The organism is Sorangium sp. So ce124, assembly GCF_051525235.1.
Lineage (GTDB): Bacteria > Myxococcota_A > Polyangia > Polyangiales > Polyangiaceae > Sorangium > Sorangium atrum.
The window spans coordinates 11,957,819-11,983,283 of the sequence record NZ_CP150312.1 but is presented as its reverse complement, the minus strand read 5'-3'; the positions used below and the strand labels follow the sequence as shown (position 1 = coordinate 11,983,283).

At 72.9% G+C, this 25,465-nt stretch carries 18 protein-coding genes; 9 read left to right on the top strand and 9 right to left on the bottom strand.

What is annotated here, in order from left to right; all coding sequences use genetic code 11:
* Window positions 1-248: 248 nt before the first annotated feature.
* Complete coding sequence (locus WMF19_RS44985; RefSeq protein WP_437895978.1) at window positions 249-1,442, top strand: RNA polymerase sigma factor; 1,194 nt, start codon at window positions 249-251, stop codon at window positions 1,440-1,442.
* 10 nt (window positions 1,443-1,452) lie between these two features.
* Here WMF19_RS44985 and WMF19_RS44980 read toward each other — a convergent pair whose 3' ends face one another.
* From WMF19_RS44980 to WMF19_RS44955, 6 genes are all read right to left on the bottom strand, one after another.
* On the bottom strand, window positions 1,453-3,030 hold the full coding sequence (locus WMF19_RS44980) for a hypothetical protein (RefSeq protein WP_437895977.1): 1,578 nt from the start codon (window positions 3,028-3,030) through the stop codon (window positions 1,453-1,455).
* A gap of 42 nt (window positions 3,031-3,072) precedes the next feature.
* Window positions 3,073-4,164 (bottom strand): PEGA domain-containing protein, encoded by a 1,092-nt coding sequence (locus WMF19_RS44975; protein ID WP_437895976.1) that lies wholly within the window; start codon window positions 4,162-4,164, stop codon window positions 3,073-3,075.
* Window positions 4,165-4,298: 134 nt separating this feature from the next.
* Entirely contained in the window at window positions 4,299-5,336 is a 1,038-nt protein-coding gene (locus tag WMF19_RS44970; protein ID WP_437895975.1) for a M28 family peptidase, read from the bottom strand.
* 244 nt (window positions 5,337-5,580) lie between these two features.
* Complete coding sequence (locus tag WMF19_RS44965; RefSeq protein WP_437895974.1) at window positions 5,581-6,330, bottom strand: SUMF1/EgtB/PvdO family nonheme iron enzyme; 750 nt, start codon at window positions 6,328-6,330, stop codon at window positions 5,581-5,583.
* A 968-nt stretch (window positions 6,331-7,298) separates the two neighbouring features.
* Window positions 7,299-7,628, bottom strand: a complete 330-nt coding sequence (locus tag WMF19_RS44960) for a hypothetical protein (RefSeq protein WP_437895973.1) — start codon at window positions 7,626-7,628, stop codon at window positions 7,299-7,301.
* 310 nt (window positions 7,629-7,938) lie between these two features.
* Window positions 7,939-9,756, bottom strand: a complete 1,818-nt coding sequence (locus WMF19_RS44955) for a right-handed parallel beta-helix repeat-containing protein (RefSeq protein ID WP_437895972.1) — start codon at window positions 9,754-9,756, stop codon at window positions 7,939-7,941.
* 256 nt (window positions 9,757-10,012) lie between these two features.
* Between WMF19_RS44955 and WMF19_RS44950 the strand changes: the two genes are divergently transcribed.
* From WMF19_RS44950 to WMF19_RS44935, 4 genes are all read left to right on the top strand, one after another.
* Window positions 10,013-10,579 carry a hypothetical protein gene (locus WMF19_RS44950; RefSeq protein WP_272102088.1) on the top strand — a complete coding sequence of 189 codons (567 nt, stop codon included), beginning with the start codon at window positions 10,013-10,015 and terminating at the stop codon, window positions 10,577-10,579.
* Between the two features lie 195 nt (window positions 10,580-10,774).
* Window positions 10,775-11,881, top strand: coding sequence for a M50 family metallopeptidase (locus WMF19_RS44945; RefSeq protein WP_272102089.1), 1,107 nt, complete (start codon window positions 10,775-10,777; stop codon window positions 11,879-11,881).
* A 19-nt stretch (window positions 11,882-11,900) separates the two neighbouring features.
* Entirely contained in the window at window positions 11,901-12,881 is a 981-nt protein-coding gene (locus WMF19_RS44940) for a hypothetical protein (protein ID WP_437895971.1), read from the top strand.
* Window positions 12,882-12,989: 108 nt separating this feature from the next.
* Entirely contained in the window at window positions 12,990-13,709 is a 720-nt protein-coding gene (locus WMF19_RS44935; protein WP_272102091.1) for a hypothetical protein, read from the top strand.
* Window positions 13,710-13,788: 79 nt separating this feature from the next.
* Here WMF19_RS44935 and WMF19_RS44930 read toward each other — a convergent pair whose 3' ends face one another.
* Window positions 13,789-15,612 (bottom strand): hypothetical protein, encoded by a 1,824-nt coding sequence (locus tag WMF19_RS44930; protein WP_437895970.1) that lies wholly within the window; start codon window positions 15,610-15,612, stop codon window positions 13,789-13,791.
* Between the two features lie 13 nt (window positions 15,613-15,625).
* Between WMF19_RS44930 and WMF19_RS44925 the strand changes: the two genes are divergently transcribed.
* Window positions 15,626-16,285 (top strand): hypothetical protein, encoded by a 660-nt coding sequence (locus tag WMF19_RS44925; RefSeq protein WP_437895969.1) that lies wholly within the window; start codon window positions 15,626-15,628, stop codon window positions 16,283-16,285.
* Between the two features lie 762 nt (window positions 16,286-17,047).
* Window positions 17,048-17,383: a hypothetical protein gene (locus WMF19_RS44920; protein ID WP_437895968.1), complete on the top strand. Its 336-nt coding sequence runs from the start codon at window positions 17,048-17,050 to the stop codon at window positions 17,381-17,383.
* Between the two features lie 960 nt (window positions 17,384-18,343).
* Here the strand turns inward: WMF19_RS44920 and WMF19_RS44915 are convergent.
* Window positions 18,344-18,571 carry a hypothetical protein gene (locus WMF19_RS44915; RefSeq protein ID WP_162144043.1) on the bottom strand — a complete coding sequence of 76 codons (228 nt, stop codon included), beginning with the start codon at window positions 18,569-18,571 and terminating at the stop codon, window positions 18,344-18,346.
* Between the two features lie 180 nt (window positions 18,572-18,751).
* Entirely contained in the window at window positions 18,752-22,216 is a 3,465-nt protein-coding gene (locus tag WMF19_RS44910; protein ID WP_437895967.1) for a DNA translocase FtsK 4TM domain-containing protein, read from the bottom strand.
* A gap of 300 nt (window positions 22,217-22,516) precedes the next feature.
* Here WMF19_RS44910 and WMF19_RS44905 point away from each other — a divergent pair, with 300 nt between their 5' ends.
* Both WMF19_RS44905 and WMF19_RS44900 read left to right on the top strand, forming a co-directional pair.
* The gene (locus WMF19_RS44905; RefSeq protein WP_437895966.1) at window positions 22,517-24,130 is read left to right on the top strand and encodes a hypothetical protein; all 1,614 of its coding nucleotides are present in this window, start codon (window positions 22,517-22,519) and stop codon (window positions 24,128-24,130) included.
* A gap of 118 nt (window positions 24,131-24,248) precedes the next feature.
* Window positions 24,249-25,403 carry an FHA domain-containing protein gene (locus tag WMF19_RS44900; RefSeq protein WP_437895965.1) on the top strand — a complete coding sequence of 385 codons (1,155 nt, stop codon included), beginning with the start codon at window positions 24,249-24,251 and terminating at the stop codon, window positions 25,401-25,403.
* Window positions 25,404-25,465 lie beyond the last annotated feature (62 nt).

Sequence of the window (25,465 nt, the reverse complement as noted above, 5' to 3'; positions counted from 1 at the left end):
CCGGAGGCGCTGACAACCTGTCAACGACTCGCCGCCAGCGCTGCGCGACGGATTCTTGCCTCGGCCGCTTGATCCGCGCTGCGGGCCGCGCTCCGAGCGAAGCGCTCGCTCCCACGCGTCGCTGTGAGAGGTGGAGGGCAGCCGATTCCGTGATGAACCGGAGCGCCGGAACGCAATCCATGAGGCGAGGGCTGCGAGATGCGATGACGCGGAGGTCGTGAAGGCCTCCCGTCGCACATGGAGGTGAGGTGGCATTGGAACCAGAGAGAGCGCTCTTCGAAGCCATTTGGCGGGACCACCGCGAGGTCCTCGCCACGTACCTGCTGCGCCTGGGCGTGCAGCGGCAGGACCTGGACGACGTGATGCAGGAGGTGCTCCAGGGCGCCTACCTCGGGCTGCGCCGGTTCAACCCCGAGCTGGGCACGCTGCGCGGCTGGCTCATCGGCATCGCCACGAACCATTTCTCGCACTACCGGCGCCGCGCCCATCGCCGCCGCGAGGTGCTCTGGTCCCCTAGATGGTTCGAGCCCCTCCGGGCGAGAGCGCCGAGCTCGGAGTCCCGGGCCATCGACAACGACCGCCACGAGGCGCTCGATGCGCTGCTCGCCGAGCTGCGCCTGGACCGGCGCTGCATCCTCGTCGCGCACGACGTCCTCGACCTGGACATGCGTGAGATCGCCCAGGCCCTCGGCATCCCCGTCAACACGGCGTGGAGCCGCCTGCGCCTTGCGCGCCGGGATCTGGAGGCCGCCGATGCGCGGCGGCGGGCTCGCTGCCGCCGGCGCGGTTGGGACGAGGCGCCCATGATCCTCCCAGCCCTCGCCGCCGGCGGGCAGCCGGCGTCGCCGCTGCGCGATGTACTGCGCGACCGCATCGGGGACTGGCTGCTGCGCCGCCTCGGAGACCTGGGCCTCGGCACGCGCACGAGCGCAGGCGCCTGGGGCGCCTCCGCGCTCGGGACCGCGAAGCCCCTCTGCGCTGTTGCCGCAGGGGCCGTGCTGGCGGCCGGCGCCCTGCTGCCGCCCGCGGAATCGGCGCCGGCGCACCCTCACGCCAGCGCCGGCGTCCACGCGGCGCTCGCCCGGCGTGCTCCTGCCAGCGCGACGGCCGCGTCAGGGCCGTACGACGGCACAGCGGATCGCGCAGAGCCGCGCACGGAGGCAGAGCCGCACACAGAGACGGAAGTGCGCGCCGGACATGCGGCAGCAGCGACCGCGAGCACGACCACGCGCCGCGGTCGCGATCGTCCCGGCGACGATGGTGCGCGCGTCGCCGAGGAGCACCGGCTCGTCGAAGAGGCCGCGGTCGCGCTGCGAGCCGGCCACCTCGCCGAGGCCGCCGAGCTGCTCACGCGTCACGCGCGGCGGTTCCCGCGGGGACAGCTCGCCGGACGGCGCGAGGCGCTTCTCCGCGAGCTCGGCGCCGGCAGCTCCACCCCATGATGAAGCCCGTCTACTGAACGAAGCCGAGCACCTCGGCGCCCGCGCCGTCCTGCCCCGCCAGCTCGATCATGTCCGGACGCCCGCCCGCTCCCCCCTTGCCCGGCTCGCCGATGCGCAGCGCCAGCGTTCCCAGCGCCTCCGGAGGATCCAGCAGGTACGCGATCCCGATGGACGGGCCGCCGAGGCCCCCGCCGCCGTGGCCTCCGTTGCCGCCCTGGCCGCCGCGCCCTCCGTCGCAGCCCCGCAACGAGCCGCTCCGCGCAGCGCCTCCGCTGCCACGGCTGCCGCCCTCTCCCCCGATCTGGCCAGCGCCGCCGTCGCCTCCACGCCCGCCGCTCGCGGACGACAGCTCCATATCGCGCAGCGTGACGCCGGCGCTCAGGCTGATCAGCGCGATGCTCGCGCCCCCGTAGCCGCCGCCCTTGCCGCCCTTGCCCCCGCAGCCGCCGCCGCCGCCGGAGCCGCCGCTGGCGCCGCCCTTCGGCGTCACCGCCGATGTGCCGCAGTACATGATCCCGCCCAGCGTCCCGCCGCCGCCTCCACCGCCCTGGCCGGAGATCCCCGCCGCGCCGCTCGTGCCGTGGATCCCTTCCCAGCCCGCCCGCGTGATCATGCCGCCGCGACTGGCCGCCCTGCGGCCGTGCGCGCCATGGCGGCCCGAGATGCCCTGCACCCCGTCGGAGCAATCCGCTCCTCCCGTCTGGCCCTGCCCCGCGCGCCCCCAGTCGATCGAGCTCGATGACTGCTCCGGCAGACCGTCGCGCCCGCCGTCTCCGCTGCTGACGGCGCCGTCGCCGCCGGAGCCCCCGAGCGAATCGATGTCGTCGCACGTCGTGGTGACCGACGGCGCTCCCGGGACCACGTCGGCAGAGCACGCATCGCCGCCGCGGAGGCCGTCCACTCCGCCCGCGGCGGGGCCGTCTCCGCCGTCTTCGCCGTGCGCGCCGGGGGCTCCGTTTCCCGCGACGAGCGCGCCGCGGAGGAACGTCACCGTCGCCCCGGGCAGGACCAGCGCCCCGATCGAAGAGCCGCTCGGCTGCGCGGCGTCCGCGGCCCGCGCGAGCACATCCGCGACGATCGACGTGCCGCTGCCTCCCTCGATGCGCAGCGGGAGCAGGCCCGGCGCCGGCGCGAGCACGGCCTTCGCGCGGTCGCCGACGAACGCCCAGCCGCGCGCGCAGTCGAGGCCTCCCCAGATCTGCGTGCCGGCCGGGACCTCGACGGATTCGGGGAAGATCTCCGCGCAGGCGTAGACGCGCCGCGTGCCCTGGTGCGAGCGCTCGATCGCCCGGCGCACCGTGCGCACCGGCAACGCGCGCGTGCCCGGGTTCGCGTCGTCCCCGAGGCTGCTGCTCACGAACACACCGCAGCCGTCCCTGGGCACGGCTTCCCTGGGATCGCCGCCGCAGGGGAGATCGCCGGGGCCTGTGGGCGGGTCCGGCGCGTCAGGCTCGATCTCGGTCTCCGGCGCGGAGGGATCGCCGCACGTGACGTGGTCGGCGCAATCATAGGGGAAGCACCCGCACACGCTGACAGCGCTGCCGCACCCGATCGCCGCGCTCGCGACAACGCCGAGCGTGCAGCGCACGGCGGCGTTCCACCCTCGTGTGCCCCCGGTCACTGGAGCACCCTACCACACCGTCTGGAAGGTCACGCTGGGCGACAGCGCACCGGCGGCGACCGGCTCGAAGCGGATCGTGGCGCGCGGCGGGGTGTCCGGTGCCCACCAGTACGACGACACCGAGAGCGCTCCGAGCGCGCCGCTCGCGATGAGGACCGCGGCGGCCGCCGCGCCCACGCTGTCGCGCCGCGCGATGAGGAACTCCTGGTGCTTGCAGGCCGAGGGGAACTCGGTGTCGTTGCACGCGCCGCTCCCGCCGCGAGCGCGGAGGCTCGCGGCGCGCTCCTCGACGACACCGTCGAGCACGCCCGCGGCGACCCAGAAGCCCACGCCGACGATGACGCCCGAGATGGCGGTCCCGAGGGTGATGGTCCGGAGCGTGCGGGTCGTCGCGCCGGTCCCCTCGGCTGGCGTGGGCGCGGTGCTCGCGCCGGTCGCCTCGGGCGATGGCGCCGGGGTAGCCGTCCTCGCCGGGAGGGTCAGCGTGACGCTCGTCGAGCTTCCCCGCGCCGCCTGGATCGCGGCCACGGCGTCGGCGTGGCCGGCGAGCCTCGCGCGGATCGTGTGCGGCCCAGGCTCCACGAAGACGACGTGGGTCGGGCGCGGCGCGCCGAGCACCTCGCCGTCGAGGAGGACCTCGGCGTCGCGGGGGCTCACCGCGAGGAAGAGCGTGCCGACCTCGCGCTCGGCCTGCTTCTGTGCGGCCTCGAAGCGCGTCTGCTGCTCGATGGAGAGCGTGCTCCGGTGCTCCAGGCTGAGGTCGAGGTGCTCTGCGGCGTCGCGATGGGCGCCGAGCGCGAGCTCGCATAGACCGAGCTCCCCGAGCACCTCGGCGCGCTTCGCAGGAGGGGAGAGCTTCGCGCCGCGATGGTCCGCCAGCACGGCCCGGTAGGCCTCGACGGCCTCGGCGAATCGGCCGGCGCGCTGTGCCTCCTCGGCACGATGGAGGGCATCGCGCGCGCCGGCTTCTGCGGCCAAGGGCGTCGGGCCGGCGGATGACGGAGCGCGCCCGGAGGCGTCCGGCTCCGCCGACACGGGCACGACCCCCAGCGTCAGCGCAGCGCTCAGGGCGAGCGACGGAGAACAGCGGCCGAGGGACATGGCCGCATCCTATCGCGCGTCGGGCGGCTTACGGTGTCCTCGCTCGCCGAGGATCGACCGAGGTTACGGTCGCACCGGCGCGGCGCGCGTGCCCCGTCCGGGGAGGAGCGAACGGCACGGCGACGGGAGAGCGCTCACTCGTTCGCGAGCGCGAGGACGGCCTGGGCCACGCCGGTGACGACCTTTGCCGCGCGTGCGTAATCGAGCGTATCCGGCGTGTCCTTGTCGGTGTGGTAACGCCGGTTGCGCAGAAACGCCGTGTCCGTGATCATGACCGCTGGGTAGCCTGCTTCCCAGTAGCTCCGGTGGTCGGACCAGTCCACGCCCTGAACGAGCCCCGGAGCGCTCAGGGAATAGGCGGGCAGATCGGTCGCGCCGCGCATCGCCCCCTTGACGGTGCGAACGAGCGAGAGCCCGTCCAGGTTGCCGACCACGGCCACGAAGTTCCCCTTCGTCGGATAGAGCAGGGCGAGCGGCGCCAGCGGAAACGCCTGGCTGTCGGCCTCGTCGGTGAAATACCCGATCATCTCCAAGCTGATCATCGCCCGGACCTTCACGCCCGCTGCTTGCAGCGCATTCGCATGATGGGCGCTGCCCATGTGCTCGGACCGGAAATAGGGCGGCTCCTCCAGCGTGAACGCCACGAGCTCGACGTCGCCGCGGAGAGGCGCCCGGCCGAGCAGCCGCCCGAGCTCGAGCAGCCCTGCCACGCCGCTCGCGTTGTCGTCGGCGCCGGGCAAGTCGTTCGCCGCGTCGTAGTGGGCGCCGACCACGACGCGCGTCGACGAGTCCGGGCCAAACCGGGCGAGCACGTTGCGGTACGTTCGCCCCTCGACATCGTAGAGCTGCTCGGTCACGCGTCCGCCGGCGGCGCTGAGCTCGTCGCGCAGGTACGCCGCGGCGCGGTCCAGCTGCGCGATCTGCCTGTAGCCCCGTGGGCGAAACTCCTCCACGAGCATCCGGACGTCGCGCTCCACGTGAGCGGGGTCCGCGGAGAGCGCCGGAGCGGGCAGTGGGAGCGCCGCCACGAGCGGTTGGCTGACGAGGGCTCCGGTGGCCGCGAGGCCCGAGAGGAGCAGCGCCGCGGCGGCTGCGGCCCACCGGCCGTAGCGGGGGCGAAGCGCTGTGATCGCACGAGCGTCTTCCAGGGGCGTCGCTGTGCTCGTGGTCATCGGGAGGGCAGGACATCTGGCGGAGGTGCTCTGTTCCTGGCGCGGGCAGGAATCGACGGCCGCTCCTCCGAGACGGCTGCGCGCGATGAGAGGCGGCCGCCCGCGATGAGCACGCCGCCGCCATCCCTGGGCGCGGCGTTGCTGGGATCGCGCCGCGGGCGAGCTCGCCGGGGCCCGCAGGCACCGATGCCTGCAGGCGCCGGGGACCTCGGCGCCGAGCCGAGCGTCGCGGCCGGCCGCGCTGTCAGCCGCCGTCTCGCTGGCTCGCGTCGGTCGCTCCCGGGGCGGCCGGCGGGTCGACGCTGTCGCAGCAGCGGAATCCGGTGGAGTAGTCGTGATAGGTCGGCTCGTGGGCGATGGTGGTGAAGTAGCAGCCGGGGCCGAGCTCGCTGGTCGTGCTGAAGAAGCCGCCCATGAACACGCCGTTGCCCTCGTGCCAGGGCTGGTCGCGGCGCTCGACGCCTTCGGTGCTCATCCGGATCACGAGCTCGCCATCGACCATGTCGCCGACCCACTCGTGCAGGTTCCCGATCATGTCGTGGACGCCGAGCTCGCTGGCGCAGCCGGCGTGCTCGCCGCTCCTCGCCAGGAAGCCTGGCTTCTGGTCGAGGTCGGGGCTGTTGAAGTGTCGTTCGTAGCTCCACCCGCCCGCCGGGTGCTCGCCGAAGACCTCCCGCAGGAGGTGGGGTTTGCCTGTATTGCACCGCCCGCGCTCGCCGCGTGGGCCGTAGGGGTAGCGGTGGGCGCCGTTGCCGCGGCAGGCGCGCAGCCATTCCCGCCGCGTGCAGAGGCGCTTGCCCGCGGCCACGCAGGCGGCCTTGGCCTCGACGCGGCTGATGTACGCCTGCGGAAAGACGCCGGCCGCGCTGCGAGCGAGGTACCGGACGCCCGGCTCGGGGCGCTTGAAGTGCGGGTGGACGGCGAGCTCCCCGCCGGCATCGGTGACCAGGTGCGCCTCGTAGCGATCGATGCAGAAGCCGTTGACGAGGGCCATGTCGGCGGGGCAGGGGCCGGGGGCCGGCGGGAGCCCGGGCGGCTGTGGGGGGAGGGTGGGAGGACCGGCGCTGGCCGAGCCGAGCGGATGTGGCTCAGCAAGGGCGGCGCCGGCGTCGTCTGCAACGGGCACGGAAGCGGCGATGGACATGGGCGCGGCGCTCGCGATGGCCGGGAGGGCAGCGCCAGCGTCCGCGCTTCCGCCGGGCGCACGCGCGGCGGAAGCGGAAGCCGCGGCGGGAGCCCCTGCCTGGTCCGTGTCGGCTGCGCGGACTGCGCCGGTCTCGCCGGGGGCGTCCGACTTGCTCGCTGAGCCACCACCGCCTGGCGCAGAACACGCCGTGAGCCACATTACAGCACCGAGCCAGCCTGGCGCTGTGTGGCCCGACACGCGGCGTTGGGAGGGTGTGGGGGTGTTCGATAGGGGAGCCCGGACGGGATCGCGGGGCGGCGCGGTCGGCACGAGGGGGAGTGTACACGCGGCCGGCGTGCTGGCTGGAGGCTATCCGCCGTCTGCCGTTCGATCTGAGGCGAGATCCAGGAGGTGAAGGAAGGCGCTCATGCGGGGGGAGCCGTCGTCCAGCCTCGATGCGGACTGCTCAGTTGCACGGAGCCGCGACCGTGTTGCAGCTCTCATCGCAGTTCGTGCACGCACAGCTATATACGGCGTCAAACTGACGCTCGGCGCCAGGGAACTGGGTGTCACACGCATCGAAGCAGCTGGGTTGCGGGTCGTTCTGAAAGCATCCCTGAGCGCACTCAAGCCAGCTCTGGCATGTGCCGCTGAGCGCGCAGAGCGTCAGACAGCTGTTCGAGATGGCGCAGGATCGGCACGCTGCAGCGTCAGCGTTTCCGCCCCCAGCGCCGGCGTCGCAGTCGCTGAAGCAGACCAGCAGGTCGGTGTTCGTGATGTTCAGATCTTCGCACGCTGTGTCGAGGATGCACTGTGAAGCGCACTCGTAGCCCGGCTCAGAGCAGTTGATGGACAGGGATTCGCAGCTGAGATCGCTGCATTCCTCGACCTTCGCGCACGCGTCCTCGCACTCGGTCAGTCCCGCGCCTCCGCCCGAACCGCTCGATGCCGCCGTCGTCGACGCGGCTGTGGTCGAGCTCGTGGCCGAGCCTGTGGTCGTCGTCGTGGTGCTCGACGTCGTAGTGCTCGTCGTCCCCCCGCCGCCGCTCCCGCTGCCCCCGCCGGGGTTCTCCGTCGTTTCGCCGGAGCACGCCGCGAACGCCGCGATACTGAACACGATAACCAAAGAAGAAGTCTTGCTGCGCATCGCCACTCTCCTTGGGCACGCCGCGGCCATTCTCCACGTCATTGCCCCAACGCGGCGCGATCGTTCGCCTGTTTCTCACCCCCGGCAACATTTTTCGCTCGCAAGCGCCCCCTCTCGCGCGGGCGTCGCCACCATTCCAGCGTTCGTTGGCCTCTCAGCGCGCCCGGGCATACTCGTCGTGGCCGTGTCCGAGGGCGTCTGGCAGAGCCGCGGCTTCGCGGCGCTCGCCGACGCCGGCCTCCCACCAGCCTCGAAGCCGTGCACCGTCAGCTCGCCATTGCCCCGGCTGCCGCGGCCGGCGGCCCCGACACCTGCGCCGCCGCCTCCCCTCAGCCCGGCCCTGGCGACAGGGCCCCGAGCTCCGCGCCGCTGCGCTCCACGCCGAGCAGATCCCGCGCGGGCACCTCGCGCGCATCGCCCTGCCCGATCAGCATCTTCGACGACCGCTTCGGCCTGAAATCAGGGCGGTTCGGGTTGAGCTTCCACCAGCCCCCGTCGAGGATCACCCACGGCTCCTCGCTCGCGCGCACCACCTCCGTCGCGAACCGCGCGCGCGTGATGCCCGTGATCGCCCTCGTCTCCGGAAGCGCGGCCGCGAGGCGCTTCAGCCCCTCCGGCATGCCGCCGTAGCTCACCTGGGTCACCACGTTGTGGCCGGCGTCGAACCGGTAGATGCTCGTGCTCAGCACCTCGATCGACGGCGAGGCGTCGCTCACGAGGATGTTGTTCCGCAGGCGACAACCCCAGCTCCCATTGCCGCACTGGAGCGCGGGCCGGCCCCTCGCGCTCAGCACCACGGTGTTGTTGCGGATCAGGTTGTTGCGGCAGCCCCAGAGCGGCAGCGCGTCAGGCCCGGTCACCTGCTCCGGAGCGCGCGGGCCGGGGTCCACATAGGCGCGGTCGAACGGGTTCGCGTTGTCCCACTGCGCGATCCCGCTGGCGAGGTTGCCATAGATGAGGTTGTTCTGGATGACCGAGTCCGACACCCCCGCGAGGTTGATCGCCCCGCCGCCGCTGCGCCCGTTGCCGTTGATGACGTTCTGCTCGATGATGAAGTTCACGCCGCGGCCATCCGGGAACCCGTGCTCGCCGAACCGCTCCGCCGCGCGCTTCATCCGCTCCGCGGCCCAGGCGCGGGTCGGCTCCCTGCGCGGATGATCTCGGAACGACGGGTGCTCCAGCACCGCGTCGAGCGAGGCCTCCGGATCGAGGTTCGCCTGGAGCCCGCTCGCGCTGTTGCCGAAGAACACGTTGCGACGAACCACGTAGTTGTCCGATCCGTCGGATATGTAGGCGCCGTGCTCGCCCGCCGAGAAGGCGAACAGGTTGTCCTGCAGGAGGACCGTGTGGCTGTCGGTGGCGTGAACCCCCCACATCCGATGGTGATGGGCGAAGTTGCCGACGATGGCGATGTGGTGCGCGAGCCTGCTGGTCTCGCCGAAGGCGCCGTCGATCATGATCCCCGCCTTCGGCTCAGCCGCGCTCTGCCTGCCAGGCGCGCTGCTGCCAGCGAGGCGGAAGCCCTCGATCACGACGTGGTGCGCTGCCTTCAGGTAAATCATCCAGTTCGGGTCGGCGGCGCACCCCCGGTCGATCACGACCTCGCCCGGGCTCCCCATCGCCTTGAAATGGATGTACCGCTCCTGACCGGCGCTCGGCTTGTCGCCAATCGAGAACCCCGCGTACGTCCCGGGCAACACAGCGATGAGATCGCCGCCGCGCGCCGCGTCCGCCGCCTCCTGGAGCGTGGCGAACGCGCGCGTGACAGGGAGCTCACCTGGCTCGGCCGCAGCGCCCCGCGCATTCAGATCGAGCGCGGCCACGCGGATCGCGGCGAGGGCCGCCGCGCCGACGACGAGGACGCGCTCGTACCGCGCCTGCACTCTCATCGTCCGGCGCACCCACTCGTCGGAGTCCCGCGTGATCACGAACGGCTCGACCGCCGCGGGCGCGGGCGCCGGCGCCTCGGGGGCCTTCGCTGGCGCGGGCGGCTTCTTCGCCTGCGCCGGCGGGGGCGCCGCCTCCTCGGACGGCGGCCCCGCGACCTGGATCGTCCCGCTGCACGCGAGCACGGCGACCGCGACGAGCCCGCCGCCGATGCGCGCGCAGCCGCGGGCCAGCTGGATGACGCTTGTCGATCCTCTCATCTCGACGCTCCGGGGAAGGCCGCCCCTCCGAGGCGCGCCGCGCGTGCGGCGCTCGGCCCTGGCTACCCCGGCTTACCCCAAAGCGCGCGCTTCAGCCAGACGAGGGCGCGCCTCGGCCAGGGCCCGCGCGCGCTCGGCCCGCGCCGCGCGCACCGCGCCGAGCGAGGTGCGACATCGCCTTCCAGCGGCGGCCGTCATGCGGCCGACACGTGCCCGTTTGCTTCCGTCGCTGCCCTTCCTTTGGTACGAAGAGCTCATGAAAGCGCTGCCCTCGCTCGTGAGCGTCGCTCTTGCCGGCGCCACCCTCCTCACGCTCGCGCCCGAAGCGCAGGCGAACATCAAGAATCCGAACGATCACCCCCGCTACTTCGCCGAGCTCGAGCCGCACGGAGACCTCGTCTTCTTGCACCGCGACTACGGCCTGCGGCGGTACGGGCCCGGGCGCTACAACGACTTCGGCGACCCCGAGTTCGGCCTCGGCTTCAGGGCGAGCATCGAGCTCGCCGATCCCGCGTTCATCCCGAAGCTCAACAACACTGTCGCCATCTCGTTCGGGCTGGATTTCACCGACTGCAGGTACTGCCGCCGCGACTTCACCATCTGGAGCCCGGTCACCATGCAGTGGAACTTCTTCTTCAACGATCAGTGGAGCGCGTTCGCCGATCTCGGCGCTACCCTCCGGACCGACGGATTTTACCGCGACGTGTGGTTCGACTTCGTCGGCATGGTCGGCGGCCGCTACCACTTCAACGACAGCATGTCGCTCACGATGCGGATCGGGTATCCCTTCTTCAGCGTCGGCGTCTCGTTCTTCGTCGGCTGAGCCGCACCCCGCCGGCTCTGGCCCTCTGGCGGGCTGAGCCGCCCCGGGCGCTGCCCTGCTGTCGCGCTCTCCCGGCACACCAGGGCCGGTGGGAGCGCGCGGCCTCCGCCGCGGGCGGCATCTCGCGGGGGCAGGCGTACGGCGCGGACATCGGGCGCGTGCGGAAGGGGCCCGCCCTGGTTAGACTAGCCGGAGATGGTCGGCTGGTATTTCGTAGGCATCCTCGGTCTCGCCCTGCTGATGGTGGTCCACGAGGGAGGGCACTTCCTCGCCGCGCGCGCTTACGGCATGCGCGTCTTGAAGTTCTCGATCGGCTTCGGCCCCACCTTCTTCAAGGTTGTCCCGAAGGACGGGTACTACTGGTTCACGACCGCCGCGGACAAGGTCCGCGTGCGGCTCTTTCGCCACGACCCGGTGAAGCACGGCCCCACCGTGTTCCAGGTCGCCATGATCCCCTTCCTGGCGTACGTGCAGATCGCGGGGATGAACCCCCTCGAGGAGGTCGATCCCGAGGACAAGGGCAGCTACGCGAACGCGAGCCTGATGGGCCGGATCGCCGCGATCTTCGCCGGTCCGCTCGCCAATTACCTGTTCGCGTCGGTGCTCTTCTTCGCGAGCCTGATGACGGGCGGCAAGCCCTACCGCTTGACCGACATCGGCGTGGTCGCCGGCATGCCGGCCGCGGCGGCCAACCTCAAGGACGGCGACCGCATCGTCGAGATCGATGGAACCCCGGTCCAGGACTGGGAAAAGATGGCCGAGATCATCTCCCGTAGCCCGGGCCGGCCGCTCGACGTCGTCGTGGAGCGCGCCGGCGAGCGCGTCCAGGCCAAGGTCACGCCGGCGAACGAGGGCGGCGCGGGCAAGATCGGCGTGATGGCCATCGGGCCGGTCCAGTCGGCGCCGGTGACCGCCAAGGAGGCGGTGGTCCTCGCCGTGACGAAGCCGCCGAAGGTCGTGCAGAGCCTGGTCGTCGGTCTGGGCCAATACCTCACGGGCAAGGTCGATGGCGAGCTCGGCGGTCCGAAGCGGATGATCGAGGAGACCGCGCACGCGGCCAAGCGCGGGTGGGCCGAGGGGCTCGAGTTCCTCGGTCTGCTCTCGGCCTACCTCGGCGCCTTCAACCTGATCCCGTTCCCGGCGCTGGACGGCGGCCGGCTGATGTTCCTGTTCTACGAGGCCGCCACGCGGCGCCGGCCGAACGCCCGCATCGAGGCGCATATCCATCTGGTCGGCGTGTTCATGCTGATCGGGCTGATGCTCTACGTCACGGCGAACGACTTCGGCCTCGGGTCGAAGTAGCGTCGAGCCAGCGCACCCCGTGGCATTGAGGCCGCCCGCGCGGGTCCCGGCGTCGCTCAGGCGCCTCGCCCGCGCGGCGGCGTGGCTCGGCCTGCTCTCCGTGGCGGGCGCAGCGGAGGCCGCGTCGCCCGGCCCGGGCGCGTGGTCCGACGAGGAAGACGAGGCCGTCTTCGACGTCCCCGCGCCCCCGACGCTCCCCGGGCTCACGCTGCGCGATCCGACCTTCACCTTCGAGTACACGGCGGCCGTGATCGAGCCGGACGCGGCGAGCCGGGCGGGCGGCAAGCTCGCCTTCGCCTGGTACTCGCACGGCGAGATGGAGGTGCCGCTCGTCCCGCGCAAGTGGTTCGTCGGCGCGGTGCATGACAGCGCCGCGGCGAGCGTCCCGGGGGTCGAGCGGTCGATCCTGCTCGGGAGCCCCGAGCTGTACGGGCGCGGCGTCTGGTCGAGCGTGCGCGGGCTCGCCTCCGGCGGAGGCTTCGGCCTCGTGCTCCCGGTCCCGCGCGACGTCTCGCGCGACCAGGCCGAGGTGCTCCGGACGGCGCGTGTGGTGCGGCCGTGGGACGAGACGCGCTTCCGGGAGCTCACGCTCACGTTCCGCCCCTGGTTCGACATGCGGCACATCACCGGGCCGTTCATCTTCCAGCTCAGGCAAGGCCTCGACTGGTCGCTGGTCGTGCGCGGCCTGCGGTCCGGGGAGCGCCGCACCGACATCTCGGCGCACACGGCGTTCTACTTCGGCTACCGGCTCGCGCGGCCTGTCGGGGTGGGGCTGGAGCTGTGGGAGGTCTACCAGCTGACCCAGGACCTGCCGGACGACCGGCGCGCGACGTTCGCGGTCTCGCCGAGCGTCCGCTTCATCCTGTCGAACGTGCAGCCGGCGCTGAGCGTGCTCTTGCCGGTCACGACCCCGCTGCGCGGCGACGTCGCCTCGTACTACGCCGCGCGGTTCAGCGTCGGGTTCACCTTCCCGACAGGCGCTCCACGGGCGCCCCCGTGAGCGCGGCGGGCGCGCTCGCCGGGCGCGCCTCTGGCCGACGGCGCCGAAGGCGCGGGCTCGGCTTCGAGTGTGCGTGCATCCAGCGCGGGCGCTCGGTACCCTGGCCGCGTGGTCAACGCAGCATGGCTCCGGCGCGGTCTGGTTCTCGCGGCGCTCCTCGGCTCGGCCGGCTGCTCCACCCAGCTCGTGAGCCTGAACGAGGGGCCCCGCGAGTACGTCGCGACGGACTACGAGAACGTGCTGCGCAGCTGGACGCGCACGGAGCACCTGTTCGCGCTCTCCGAGCTCGACAACTTCCTCACCGCCACCGCGACGTTCGAGTCGTGGGACTTCCGCTGGGCCTACGTGGTCCGCTACGCGCAGGACTACCGGCTCACGATCGAGCAGCGGCAGAAGCTGCTCGAGAAGACGCTCGAGGAGACGCGCCAGCGCCATCAGTTCTTCGTCGCGATCTTCGGGGGCGAGCGCAAATACAACGACCTCTCGACGCCGAACAGCGCGTGGATCGTGCGGCTGATCGACGACACCGGGAACGAGACGGCGCCCGAGGAGATCGTCGCGATCGCCAAGCCGAACGCGCTCGAGCGGACCTACTTCCCGTACAACACGGTGTGGCGCCAGGCGTTCCGCATCCGCTTCCCGCGCGCGACCGCGGACGGCAAGCCGACGATCTCGCCGAGCGCGAGGTGGTTCGGGCTCCGCTTCGCCGGAGCGCAGGGCAACAGCGAGCTCGTCTGGCAGATCAACGAGGAAGCGGAGCCCATCGATCCCGCCGAGCTGGAGCAGGGGGCCGCGCGGCCGCCGCGGCCGAAGGGCGGCCAGCTCTAGCGCCGCGCGCCATCCCGCCAGCGCTCGCCGACGCGCGGAGCCAGCCGAGCTCCGCGCGGCTCTCGCTCCGCGCGCCGCCTCAGCCGCGCTGAGCGTTCATCGAGACGGACTGCGCCAGGATGGAGAGCAGCTCGGGCGTGCTCTCGAACAGCTCGCGCAGCGTGGGGTGGTCGGCGATGAGCACGAGCGCGCCGCCCCCTGCGGCGCGAGCGATCGACGGCGCCGGCTGGCCTCCGAGCAGCTCCGAGGCGAACAGGAGCTCGCCGGGCCTCGCTGTGCCGGCGATCGTCTGCGATCGCTCCGCGACCAGCTCCAGCGCGCCGGCGCCGATGATCACGAGCCCGGGGATGGGGTTGCCGGCATGGATGAAGTGCTCGCCGGGCGCCATGCCGCGCAGCCGGAGCCGGCCGAGGACGCGGCGCAGCAGCGTGTCCTCGAGCTCGCCCAGCGGCCCCATCGTGGCGCCTGCGAGCGACTGGATCCGGTCCGCGACGGTGCGCAGCTCGTCGAGCACCCACGGGCAGCTGCGGAGCGCGTGATCGATGGTCGCCTGGTCCCAGATCGCCACCCGCGCGCCGTCCGCGCCGGCGACGACGCGCAGCGGGACGCCTTCCTCGAGCGTCCCTCGGGACGGCACGAGCGTCCTCGTCGCGGCGCGCTCGGCGGGGATATCGACGATGTTCGCGCACACGGCGGCGTCCCCGCGCAGGACCAGCGCCGCCCCGTCGACGGCGAGCTCCTCGTCGGACGAGAGGTCTTCCACGCGCGCTGCGAGCGCGAGCTCGTCGTGCATCTCCTCGGGCAGGTCCGCGAACGCCTCGATCTGCTCCAGGTCGCGGCCGGTGAGGGCCCCGGCGGCGGCTGGCGCGGCGCTGGCCGCGCCGGGCCGCGGCAGATCCGGCGCGAGCTCCGGGGCGAGGTCGAGCGCCGCGCTCGCCTCCGTCGCCGGCGGCGCGCTGGGCGGCGCGCCGAGCGCCATGGCGGCGAGGTCGGCGCTCTCGCCTGCGGCCGACCGCCGCCGCTCGACCGCGGGCACATCGACGAGCGGCGCCTCGGCGAGATCGGGGAGGGCGTCGACCGAGGCCGGCGCGCGGGCGTCGGCGGCGGGCGCAGGCCGCGGCGCGGCGCCGGGCGCCTGGGCCGGGGGCTCCTCGTCGAGCGCGAGGTCCGCGTCGTCGAGCAGCTCTTCCACGGGTTCCGGCGCGGGCTCGCCCGAGGCTTCATCGAGCGCGCGCGGGCGCGGCGCCTGGACCTCGGCGCTGCTGGACGCGGGCTCGGTGCGGGACGGGGTGGCCGTCGTCTGCAGGTCGTCACCCGGCTCCGCTGCCCGTGGCGGAGGCGGAAGGCTGGCGAGCCGGGATGACATCGGCGCTTCGAGGTCGCTGTCGGAGAGCTCGATGACGACCGTCCCCTCGATCGTCGACTCCGCGGGCGACGCGTCTGTGCTCGCAGGGGGCTCGAGCTTTGCGCCGTCGCTCGCGGAATTTGCGGTGCCCTTTGCGGGAATGCTGTCGGCCGAGGCCCCGAGGTGTCCTGGGGGTTCATTTCCGGTGGGCGCCGCCGGGCGGGTGCGCGCCGCCGCGGGCGTCGGGGGCGCCGGAGGTCGCGCGGAGATCGGCTTCCGCTTGAGCGTCAGATCGAGCGGCGCTGCCGAGGTGATGACCTCGTCTTCCTCTTCGTCGCCCGGCTGTGGCGTCGAGGGATGCCTGCGGGCGACGAGATACGTGTCGCCGTTCGACGTGATGATCTCCTGGGGAGGCCGCGGCGGCGCGGCTGGCTCCGCGTCCTCGGACCAGGGGTCGAGGATCGGTTCGCGCGGCCTGCGTTTGGAGCTGATCGCTCCCTGTGCGGGCGCGGCCGCGCCTGTGCGGGCCGGGGTGGGCGTCGGGGCCTGAGCCTCCACGACGATCTCGCCGATGTCGTCGTCGTTGGGCGCGTGCTCGTCGGCGGGGGCTGGCGGGCTCGGGGCCTGGTGCGACGCCGATGTCGGGAGCGAGGCCGCTGCGGCCAGAGGTGCGGCGGATACCGGCGACGATGGCGCGACGGGCGCCGCGGGCGGCGGGACGGACGCCGGCGACGGCGCGGCGAGCGGCGGCACAGCAGGTGATGGCGGTAGCGTGGCGACCCCCGAGGGCGCATCGGGAGGCGCAGCAGGCGGCGCGACCGGCATCGACGACGCCAGCGGCGGCGCCGCGGGGGTCGGAGGCGTGAGAGGCGGAGGCGCGAGGGGCGCCGGATGCGGCGTGGTGGTGGCCGAGAGCGACGGTGGACGCGTGGCTGGCGCCGGAGGTGCGGCGGGCGGCGGCAGCGCGCCGGGCGGCGGCAGCGCGCCGGGCGGCGGTATGGCGGAGGCCAGCGTGGGCGGCGGTATGGCGGAGGCCAGCGTGGGCGGCGGCGGCGTCGGGGGAGGCAGAGCCTGCGGGTGTGGCGGCGTGCTGATCGGCGGCTGCGGCGGCGCGAAAGACGGCGGCGACACCGGCGGGGGGAGCACCTGCGGGGGTGCAAGCACGCCAGCTGACGGCGCAGCGGGCGCCGGCACGGCGGACGGAGGCGGAGGTTGCGGGCGCGGAGGCTGAAAAGACGGCGGATGCGGTGCTGCCGCAGGCTGCGGGCGCGGGGGCGCAAAAGGCGGCGGGTGCGACGCGGGTGGAGAGCCGAACGACGGCGGGTGCGGCGCTGGCGGAGGCCCGAACGACGGCGGATGCGGCGCTGGTGGAGGCCCAAACGACGGCGGGTGCGACGCGGGTGGAGACCCGAACGACGGCGGGTGCGGCGGTGGCGGAAGTCCGAGGGACGCTGGATGCGGCGCTGGCGGAGGTCTGAACGACGGCGGGCGCGACGCGGGCGCGACGCCTCCCGGCGCTGGCGGCGGTCGCGGCTCCGCGATGAGGCTCGGCAGCGGTGGAGCAGGTGGAGGTACCGCCGGAAGCGCTGACGGAGGTCGCGGTGCCGGGGGCGGTGGCTCGCTCATGGAGCGTACCCCGGCGGGACGCGGGGGCTGCAGGGGGCTCATCGCGGGGTCGGAGCGGCCGCGCTCCGGCGACGGAGGCAGGGCAGACTGCAGCTCCTGCGGCGTGGGCACGGAGGCAGGCCGAGGGGGAATCGAAGACGGCCGCCGCGATGCTCCCCGCGGAATGGCCGGCGGTGGTATCGGGGCGGGCGGTGGCGCGCTCTGTGTCTTCGCCGGCGCTATCACCAGAAGCGGGTCCGTGGTGAGCTGCTGCCGGAACGACGGAACCCCCGGCGCGGGAGGCAGCGGCGGAATGGCGCTCGCCATGGGGGCAGGCAGCGGAGCCGCCGGCGGCGGCTGACTCCTGTACATCGCTCCGGCCTGGACGTTGGGCGCGGCCGCCGGTGGTGCCGAGGGTGCCGTCGGCGGCGCCGGCGGCGCCGCGTGCGGTGGGTCGAGCCGCTGCGGGTACGCGGCGGGGGGCGGCTGCGAGCGCGACACGGGCGGAGCTGCCGGAGCGAAGGGCGGCGGCTGCGAGCGCGACACGCCAGGCGGAGCCGCCGGCGCGAAGGGCGGCGGCTGCGAGCGCGAGACGGGCGGAGCCGCCGGAGCGAAGGGCGGCGGCTGCGAGCGCGAGACGGGCGGAGCCGCCGGAGCGAAGGGCGGCGGCTGCGAGCGCGGCACGCCAGGCGGAGCCGCCGGCGCGAGGGGCGGCGGCTGCTGAGCGGGCGGCGCGGGCGAAAACGGCGCAATCGGTCGTGCTCCGGCGCCTGGTCCGCCCTCTGCATCCGGACGGAGCGGCGGCGATGGCCGGGAAGATGCCGTCAGTCGCTCTGCTTCGGCCGCCAGCTCCGGCTGCGAGAGCGGTTCGAACATGTCGATCTCGATCGAGGGCATCGAGGCGCGCAGCTCCTGGGTGAGCGACATGCGGCGGCGCCAGGTCTGCTCGTCCGACGGCGGCGCTTCGTCAGAGGACGGGGGCGGCTTGTCGCCTTCGCTGTCGATGGTCTCCAGGAGATCGGGATCGCTCGGCTGCCCGACCTCCGAGGCCATCACCTCCTCGAGCGCCGTCACGCACAGCCCGAGCTCCGAGGCGCGGAACGGCTGCCCGGCCGCCCCGGCGGCGTCGGCCGCGCGTCGCAGCCACACGATAGCGTCGCGCCGCTCGCCGCGCGCCCACAGCGCGCTGGCCGTGGAGATCCCCCACACGACATCTTCATCGTCATTCGGGTGCGGTTCGGGGAGGGCGACCACGCGGTTCGCCATGAGCAACACCACCTATCACAGGCCCCACTGCGGCCGTTTACCCAGGGTACCGAGCGAGCCGACGTCCCGGATCGGGCGTCGCGCGAGCCCCGCGGCGCGGAAAGCCGCGCCACCCAGGAGCTTAGCCGCGCTCGCTACGGCACGTACAAATTACGGTACGGATGTCGCTTTTAGCGCTCGCCTCGCCGTCGCCTCGCCGTCGGTGCCCGTCAGGTGCCCGTCAGAACCCGGTGCTGGCCCACATTCGCGAGGCGAACGCGGGTCCGGGGCGACGCTCCGACGTGAATTCGACGCAGCCCGACGTATAAGGAGCGAGCGCCGCGTGCGTCCGCGGAGCGCTCGGCCAGGGGGCCTGGCCGATCCTGGTTGAGCACGGGGCACGCGCTGGCGCGTCCGCGGCCTGTGCAATGACGCCGGGTCAGGTGGAGCGCCGTCCGCCGATGCGCCGCGGCCGGCAGCCCAGGACCGCCGCGCGACGGCACATCTCCTCGACACCATCCCGCGATGCGGCCTCTCCGGGCATGCGTCTCGCGAGCCAGCCGATGAGCGTCAGCCCCGCTGCGCGGGCGTCTGCGGGCATCGTCCCGTCGTTCAGGAGGCTCGCGATCTGGGCAATCAGACGCGTGCGCGTTTCCTCGGGCGCCATCCTGGGTGCTCCATGAAGCATTCGAACGGGAAAGTCAAAAGAACCGCCATGCTGGCGCGCAGCCCCGTCGGCGGGCACCTCGACGCTGTGTGCTCCTCGACATCCCGTCTGTCCCGCTTGCCCGGGTCGGCCGCGTGCCAATACCCGTTGTGCAGTGGCGTCAAGATAAATCACATGGGGTCAAATCGGCGCGATCAGCACCTCGCGATCCTTGGCGCCGTTCGCGGGCCCGACGAGCCCGCGCTTCTCCATTGCCTCGACCAGCTTGGCCGCGCGGTTGTAGCCGACGCCGAGCTTGCGCTGCAGCCATGAGGTCGAGCAGCGCCGGGTGTCGGCCACGATGCGAACCGCGGCGTCGTACATCGGATCGGTCTCCGCGTCGGACGTGTCGGGCTCCTCGCCCTCGTCGTCTCGGGGCCGGAGGATCGCCTCGTCGTAGACGGGCTCGCCCTGGAGCCGGAGGAAGTCGGTGATCTTCTGGACCTCCTCCTCCGAGCAGAACGGGCACTGGACGCGGCGCGTATCGTTCGAGCCGTTCATCTTGATCAGCATGTCGCCGCGGCCGAGCAGGTGCTCCGCGCCCTGCTCGTCGAGGATCGTCCGGCTATCCACCTTCTGCGCGACGCGGAAGGCGATGCGCGTGGGGAAGTTCGCCTTGATCATGCCGGTGATCACGTCGACGCTCGGCCGCTGCGTCGCGAGGATCACGTGCATGCCGGCGGCGCGCGCCTTCTGCGCGAGCCGGGCCACGCTCGCCTCCACGTCCTTGCCTTGCTGCATCATGAGGTCGGCGAACTCGTCGACCACGATCACGATGAAGGGGATCTTCTCCGGCAGCGCCGCGTCCGATCCGTCCTTCGCCGCGTCGATCTCCACCTCGAGCCCGTCGGCGCCGACGGCGCTCACCTTGGCCGGGGGCTTCGGCGGGCGCGCCTCGCCGCGCTGCACGCGCTCGACCCAGGCGTTGTAGGTCGTGATGTTCTTCGTCCCCGCGTTCGCGAAGAGCTGGTACCGGCGCTCCATCTCGTCGACGGCCCACTTGAGCGCGTTCGCCGCCTGCTTCATGTCCGTCACGACCGGCAGGAGCAGGTGCGGGATGCGATCGAAGGGCGCGAGCTCGACGACTTTGGGATCGATCATCAGGAGCCTGAGCTCCTCCGGCGTCTTGCGGAAGAGCAGGCTCACCAGCATCACGTTGAGGCCCACGCTCTTGCCCGCGCCGGTGGCGCCCGCGACGATGACGTGCGGCATCGACGCGAGGTCGGCGAAGTACGGCGTCCCGATGATGTCGCGGCCGAGCACGCACGGCAGCGGCGCCTTCATCTCGACGAAGCGGCGATCCTCGACGAGCTCGCGCAGGTTGACGGGCAGGCGGTGCTCGTTCGGGATCTCGAAGCCGATGCGGTTCTTGCCGGGGATGGGGGCGACGATGCGGACCTTGCGCGAGAGGCCGAGCGCGAGGTCGTCCGCGAGCCCCGCGACCTTCGACACCTTGGTGCCGGCGGCGGGGGAGACCTCGAACGTCGTCACGGTCGGCCCCGGGTGGATCTCCTCGACCTTCCCGCTGACGCCGTAGTCGGCGAGCGTCTTCTCGAGGAGCTGCGCGGTCGCCTTCAGCTGATCCGCGTCGAGCTGGAGGCGCCCGCCCGCGGCCGCTTCGAGCATGTCCGTCATCGGCAGGCGGAAGCCCGCCCCGGTCGCCGGGACGACCTTCACCACGGCCGGCTTCTCGCTGACGAGCGCGCGGCTCGTATCGACGATCGTCGGGTCGCGCGGCGCGACCCCGCGAGCCCGCTCCGGGCTGACGGCGGGCGGGGGCTCGCGGTGGGCCACCGCGGCGTCGTGCTCGCGCGCGGGCAGCTCGCGATGAACCACCGCGGCGTCGTGCTCGCGCGCGGGCAGCTCGCGATGAACCACCGCGGCGTTGTGCTCGCGCACCGGCGGCTCGCGGTGAGCCACCGTGGCGTTGTGCTCGCGCACCGGCGGCTCGCGGTGAGCCACCGCGGCGTTGTGCTCGCGCACCGGCGGCTCGCGGTGAGCCACCGCGGCGTTGTGCTCGCGCGCGGGCAGCTCGCGCCGGTGACGCACGGGCAGGATGGGCGACGGTGTCGGCACGTCGACGTCCTCCGGTTCTCCGAGAGCGGTCACCATCTCGTCGTCGCCGGGATCGAGCGCCGCGAGCGCCGCGGGCTCGTCCTCGTCGAGGTCACCCTGCTCCTCGTCGAGGTCGCCCTGATTCTCGTCGACCTCGCCCTGCTCCTCGTCGAGGTCGCCCTGCTCCTCGTCGATGTGCGCCTCGCCTCCGAACGACGGCTCATCACCGTCCTCCTCGGCGGCGGCGCCGCGCGGCGCCGCGGGAGATGCGGCGCGACGCCGTGCTGCTCGGCGCTGCGTTCCCTCGCGCGGCTCGGCAACGCGCTGCGCCCGGCCTCGCGGCTCGGCGCCGCGCGACGCCGCCTCGCGCGGCTCGTCGTCCCGCGGCGCCGCCTCGCGGGGCTCGGCGCCGTGGGTCACCACCTCGTGCGCCTCACCGCCGTGGATCACCAGCTCGCGGGGCTCGGCGCCGTGGGTCACCACCTCGTGCGCCTCACCGCCGTGGATCGCCACCTCGCGGGGCTCGGCGTCGCGCGGCTCTGCCCCGCGCGGCTCGGCGCCCTGTTGCGCCGCTTCGCGCGGCTCCCTGGCTTGCGCCTTCCGCCCGCGCCGCGGCTTCGCCGGGGCGGCCGGCTCCTCGGGGGAGGCGTCGAACGGCGCGCTCTTCCAGAGATCGAGCGCCGGCGCCTCGAGGGGCGCCGGCTCGACGGGCGTTGCCCTGGCGGAGGGATCGGACGGCCGCTCGTCGGTGTCGTCGGCCAGTGCGGCGATGATCGCGTCGGGGCTCGAGTTGCGCGCGATGATCGGGGGCGCGCTCTGCGTCTTGGCCTCGGTCTGCCGCTCCAGGTCGCGCGCCGCGGCCCATGCCCCGAAGAGCGCGCGCGCCCAGCCGGCGACGCGCATCGCGACGGCGATCGCGAGCTGCTCGGCCCGGTGCGCGAGCTCGATGAACGAGAACGTCGCGCGGCCCATCAGGATGAGCGCGACGATGGTGAGCCCGATGATGTAGGACCCGATGTTCGAGAAGAGCGCGCGCAGCACCTCCCCGAACAGCTCGCCCACGGCCCCGCCGAGCGGCATCGCGCCGAACGCGACCGCGCGCGGGAACGCGACGTGCGCGAGCGCCGCGAGCACGATGACCACCACGATGTCGCCGCTCAGCCGGAACAGGCTGGCGATCGAGCGCTTCGCCCCAAGGAGCGGCATCGCGAGCAGCGCGAGCTCGAGCGGGACGAACCACGCGATGACGCCGATCGCCTCGATCGACGTCCCCGCGAGCGCGGCGCCCACGGGACCCACCCAGTCGTCGCCGGCGACCTCCGGCCGCATCGGATCCGCGCGGAAGGAGGCGAGCGCCAGCGCGCTGTACAGGGCCGACACAAGAAGAACCAGCGCCGCCGCATCCCGGGCGTAGCCATGGCCCGGCGGCGCAGCAGGACCGGCGATCCCTGCAGGGCTGGTCCGCGCGGCGCCGCGCGCCCCGGACCGCAAGGGCTCGCCAAGGCCGGCGGCGGGCTGGGCACGGCGAGGAGCGAACAAGGGGACGTGCATACCTACCTGTACCTACTTTGCTCACATATGCGCACTTCGCTCCGGGGGCAAGAAGTACGGGAGGGCCGTGCGCCGCGGGCGCCTGAGCTCGCCTGGAGGGCGAAACGCGCCCGCCTCCGGGCGGCGTAGGTCAGGGGAAGCAGGGAAGGGGAGCCGGGAGGGGGGAACGAGGCCGCCTGCGCGCTGGAGTTCTGGCCAGATTTCGCGCAGACTTTGGAAAGGCTCCTCTCTATCCCGGCCTTGAAATTCTTTCAAACAGAGCGCTGCGGGCGGTACCATCCCGACCCTCCTGGGACGTGCATGGAAACTGTCGAACGAGCAGGGCGGCGCGTCGGCGCTGCGGGCCTTCTTTTGCTGTGCCTCGCGACCGCGGGCGCAGGGCTCGCGACGAGCGGGTGCCGCGTCAACGAGGACGACATCCACCGGTGGGAGACCACGGCGCACGGCCCGGACAAGCTCAGGGCGGTGCTGTTTCACGATAAGTACGACAGCTCGCTCCGCGTCGAGGCGGCCACCTCGCTCATCCGCATGAAGCCGCGGCAGGGCCGGCGCGTGGGCATCGGCATCATGGTCGAGACCCTCGCGACCATGGCGCCGGAGACCCGGCAATCCATCGTGGCGGCGCTCGTGCCGTCGATCATCGCCGAGCTCAGGAAGCCGCCGCCCATCGCGCAGCCAGGTCAGCCGCTCCAGCAGGACACCTCCTTCCCTTACAAGGACACGGCGTACGCGATGCTCACGTCGGATCGGACCGTGATCATCGCGGACGAGGGGCTGAAGGAGGAGCTCAAGGCCGCCCTCATCGACTGGGCGATGGCGGACTTCGAGCACCGGCTCGAGGACCGCTCGCAGGCCTACGGGATGGAGCAGCTCCTGCGCTTCATCGGTCCCGCCGCGGTGGCCGGCCTGCCAAAGCTGATGACCCGCGAGGCGAAGCGGCTCGACCAGCTGGCGTCGCTGGTGGCCGAGTACGGCGACCCGCCGACGAAGGAGGCCGCCTCCGCGAACCTGGTCGCCATCGCCAGGTTCGTCACCTCCGGCGAGTGGACCACCGTCAAGAAGCCCGAGCTCCAGGCGGCGAACGCCGCGTCGAAGCTCGACCCGACCGAGAAGCAGTTCGAGGCGCAGCTCGCGCAGTACCAGGAGGAGGAGCTGTTCCGGGTCTTCGGGTCGATGAAGAAGCTCGGCGGCAGGCCGTCGGTGGACTTCCTCCTCGGGTTCGCGGCGAACAAGGATCAGCCGGAGAAGCGCCGCCAGGCCGCGCTCGCCGCGCTCGAAGGCCGGCTCGATCGCAACAACCCGAGCGACATCCAGCGCATCCTCGAGATCGCGACAGCGGACGCGCCCGACGCGGTGCTCGACCAGGCCTTCCGTCGCGTCGGCGAGATGCCGCGTGAGCTCGTCGTCGAGAAGCTCTACGGCCTCTTCAAGACCGACAAGTGGAAGATCCGCCGCGCCGCCGCCGCGACCATCCTGAAGATGTCGACGGTGAAGCACATCGACGAGTTCATGAGCAGGCTCCCCGACACCAAGGACAGCAAGGGGTTCGCCATGCCGGAGGCGCTCACGTACGGCGCGGCGCTCGGCGACCTGAAGGAGGGCTCGCCCGTCGAGGCGCTGAAGAAGCACTTCGCCGCGGGCCCCGCGGCGGCGCGGACGAGCGCGATGGCCTACTACTTCACCTTCGGCACGGCGGCCGATCTCCCGGCGGTCAAGCCGCTCGAGGGCGACACCACGCGCGTGCCGGTCTGCGAGGCCGATCCGGACTGCAAGTGGGCGTGCGAGGTGCAGAAAGAGGGATCGACCGAGCGCGAGCTCAGGGACGTGAAGACCGTCGGCGAGTTCGTTCAGTACTGCATCGAGCCGGCCATGCAGGACAGGAAGCCGGAGCTCGAGAAGGGCGAGAAGAAGTGACGCGCTTCTTCGTCCGCCGCGCGCGGCACGCGCGGCCCAGAGCCGTCAGTTGCTTGCAGGGAAGAGGCCGGGAGGAGGCTTCCCAGCGCAATTCATCCTCCATTATCGTTGGGTAGAGATGAGCGCGGATCCGAACAAGAAAAGCGCACGGACGTTCCAGTGTCGCGATGTCCTTTGGGAGACGTTCGAGCAGATGGCGCGCGAGCTCGAGTGCTCCATCGACTACCTCATCAATGAGTCGATGAAGCAGTACGCGCGGCAGCGAAGCTACAGCCCGCGCACGCCGTTCCCGCCGCCCGCCAGGGGCGACGCGGTGCCCCCCTCCGGGCACATGGCGGTCCCGCACGCTCATCAGGCCAGCGCGCCACCTCCCCTCGCGACGCCCCAGCCGCCCGGGCTGGCGGCGTCCGGCTCGGCGCCGCCGCTGGGAGGCTTGCAGCAGCAGCCCGCAGCGGGGATGCCCTACGGCGCTTCGGCCGGGGCGCCTGCGTATGGCGCGCCGTCGCCGTACGGCGTGACGCCCGTCGGGCCAGGGCCGACGCCGGTCCCGGCGATCACGCCCCCTCCACCGCCTCCGGGGCAGGTCCGTGCGGGCGCGCCGCCGCCGCCCCCGCCGCCCCCCGGCAGCAGCAACGCGGGCGGCAAGCGGCCCAGCCTGCCCGTGCCGCCGCCCGTCCCGGGTCGCGTCGGCGGCCCACCGCCTCCGCCGACCAGCGTGACGCGCCTCGGCGCGCCGCCGCCGCTCCCGTCGCAGGTCACGAACCCCGGCGGCCGCCAGAGCCTCCCGGGCGCCGCGGCGAGCCGCTCGGGGCCCCCGCCGCCTCCGCCGATGAGCAACGCCGCCGGCTACGCCTCGCCGATGGGACCGCCGGTGGCGCCGCCCCTCGCGCCCCCGCTGTCGCCGCCGCCGTACATCGCTCCGCCGCAGGCATCCAGCAGCGTGTCGGGGCCGCCGCCGATGGCCATGGGGATGCCGAATCAGGTGCCCGTCGGCCCGACGCTCGCCGCGTTCTACGCGGGGCAGCGGTTCGTTGTGAACAAGGATCGGTTCATCATCGGGCGCGGCAAGCAGTCGAGCGATCTGACGATCAAGGACCCGAACGTGTCGCGCCAGCACGCCATGGTCGAGTTCCTGAACGGCCAGTACTACATGGTCGACATGGGCTCGACGAACGGCGTCGAGTACAACGGCCAGCGCATCGCCCGGAAGGCCATCGTCGAGGGCGATCTCTTCCGGATCTGCGATCACGAAGTGCGCTTCTCCTACCGCTGAACCCGCCGACCGCAGGCGCGCAGGCGGGAGTTTGGCTGGAGCGCAGGCGAGGGCTTAGGATC

Excerpts from the sequence above, each read along its gene's own strand:
- WMF19_RS44910 (WP_437895967.1), bottom strand. The coding sequence starts at position 22,216 with ATGCACGTCCCCTTGTTCGCTCCTCGCCGTGCCCAGCCCGCCGCCGGC.
- WMF19_RS44965 (WP_437895974.1), bottom strand. The coding sequence starts at position 6,330 with ATGGCCCTCGTCAACGGCTTCTGCATCGATCGCTACGAGGCGCACCTG.
- WMF19_RS44975 (WP_437895976.1), bottom strand. The coding sequence starts at position 4,164 with ATGTCCCTCGGCCGCTGTTCTCCGTCGCTCGCCCTGAGCGCTGCGCTG.
- WMF19_RS44900 (WP_437895965.1), top strand. The coding sequence starts at position 24,249 with ATGAGCGCGGATCCGAACAAGAAAAGCGCACGGACGTTCCAGTGTCGC.
- WMF19_RS44925 (WP_437895969.1), top strand. The coding sequence starts at position 15,626 with ATGTCGTCGTCGTTGGGCGCGTGCTCGTCGGCGGGGGCTGGCGGGCTC.
- WMF19_RS44950 (WP_272102088.1), top strand. The coding sequence starts at position 10,013 with ATGAAAGCGCTGCCCTCGCTCGTGAGCGTCGCTCTTGCCGGCGCCACC.
- WMF19_RS44915 (WP_162144043.1), bottom strand. The coding sequence starts at position 18,571 with ATGGCGCCCGAGGAAACGCGCACGCGTCTGATTGCCCAGATCGCGAGC.
- WMF19_RS44955 (WP_437895972.1), bottom strand. The coding sequence starts at position 9,756 with ATGAGAGGATCGACAAGCGTCATCCAGCTGGCCCGCGGCTGCGCGCGC.
- WMF19_RS44970 (WP_437895975.1), bottom strand. The coding sequence starts at position 5,336 with ATGACCACGAGCACAGCGACGCCCCTGGAAGACGCTCGTGCGATCACA.
- WMF19_RS44945 (WP_272102089.1), top strand. The coding sequence starts at position 10,775 with ATGGTCGGCTGGTATTTCGTAGGCATCCTCGGTCTCGCCCTGCTGATG.
- WMF19_RS44905 (WP_437895966.1), top strand. The coding sequence starts at position 22,517 with ATGGAAACTGTCGAACGAGCAGGGCGGCGCGTCGGCGCTGCGGGCCTT.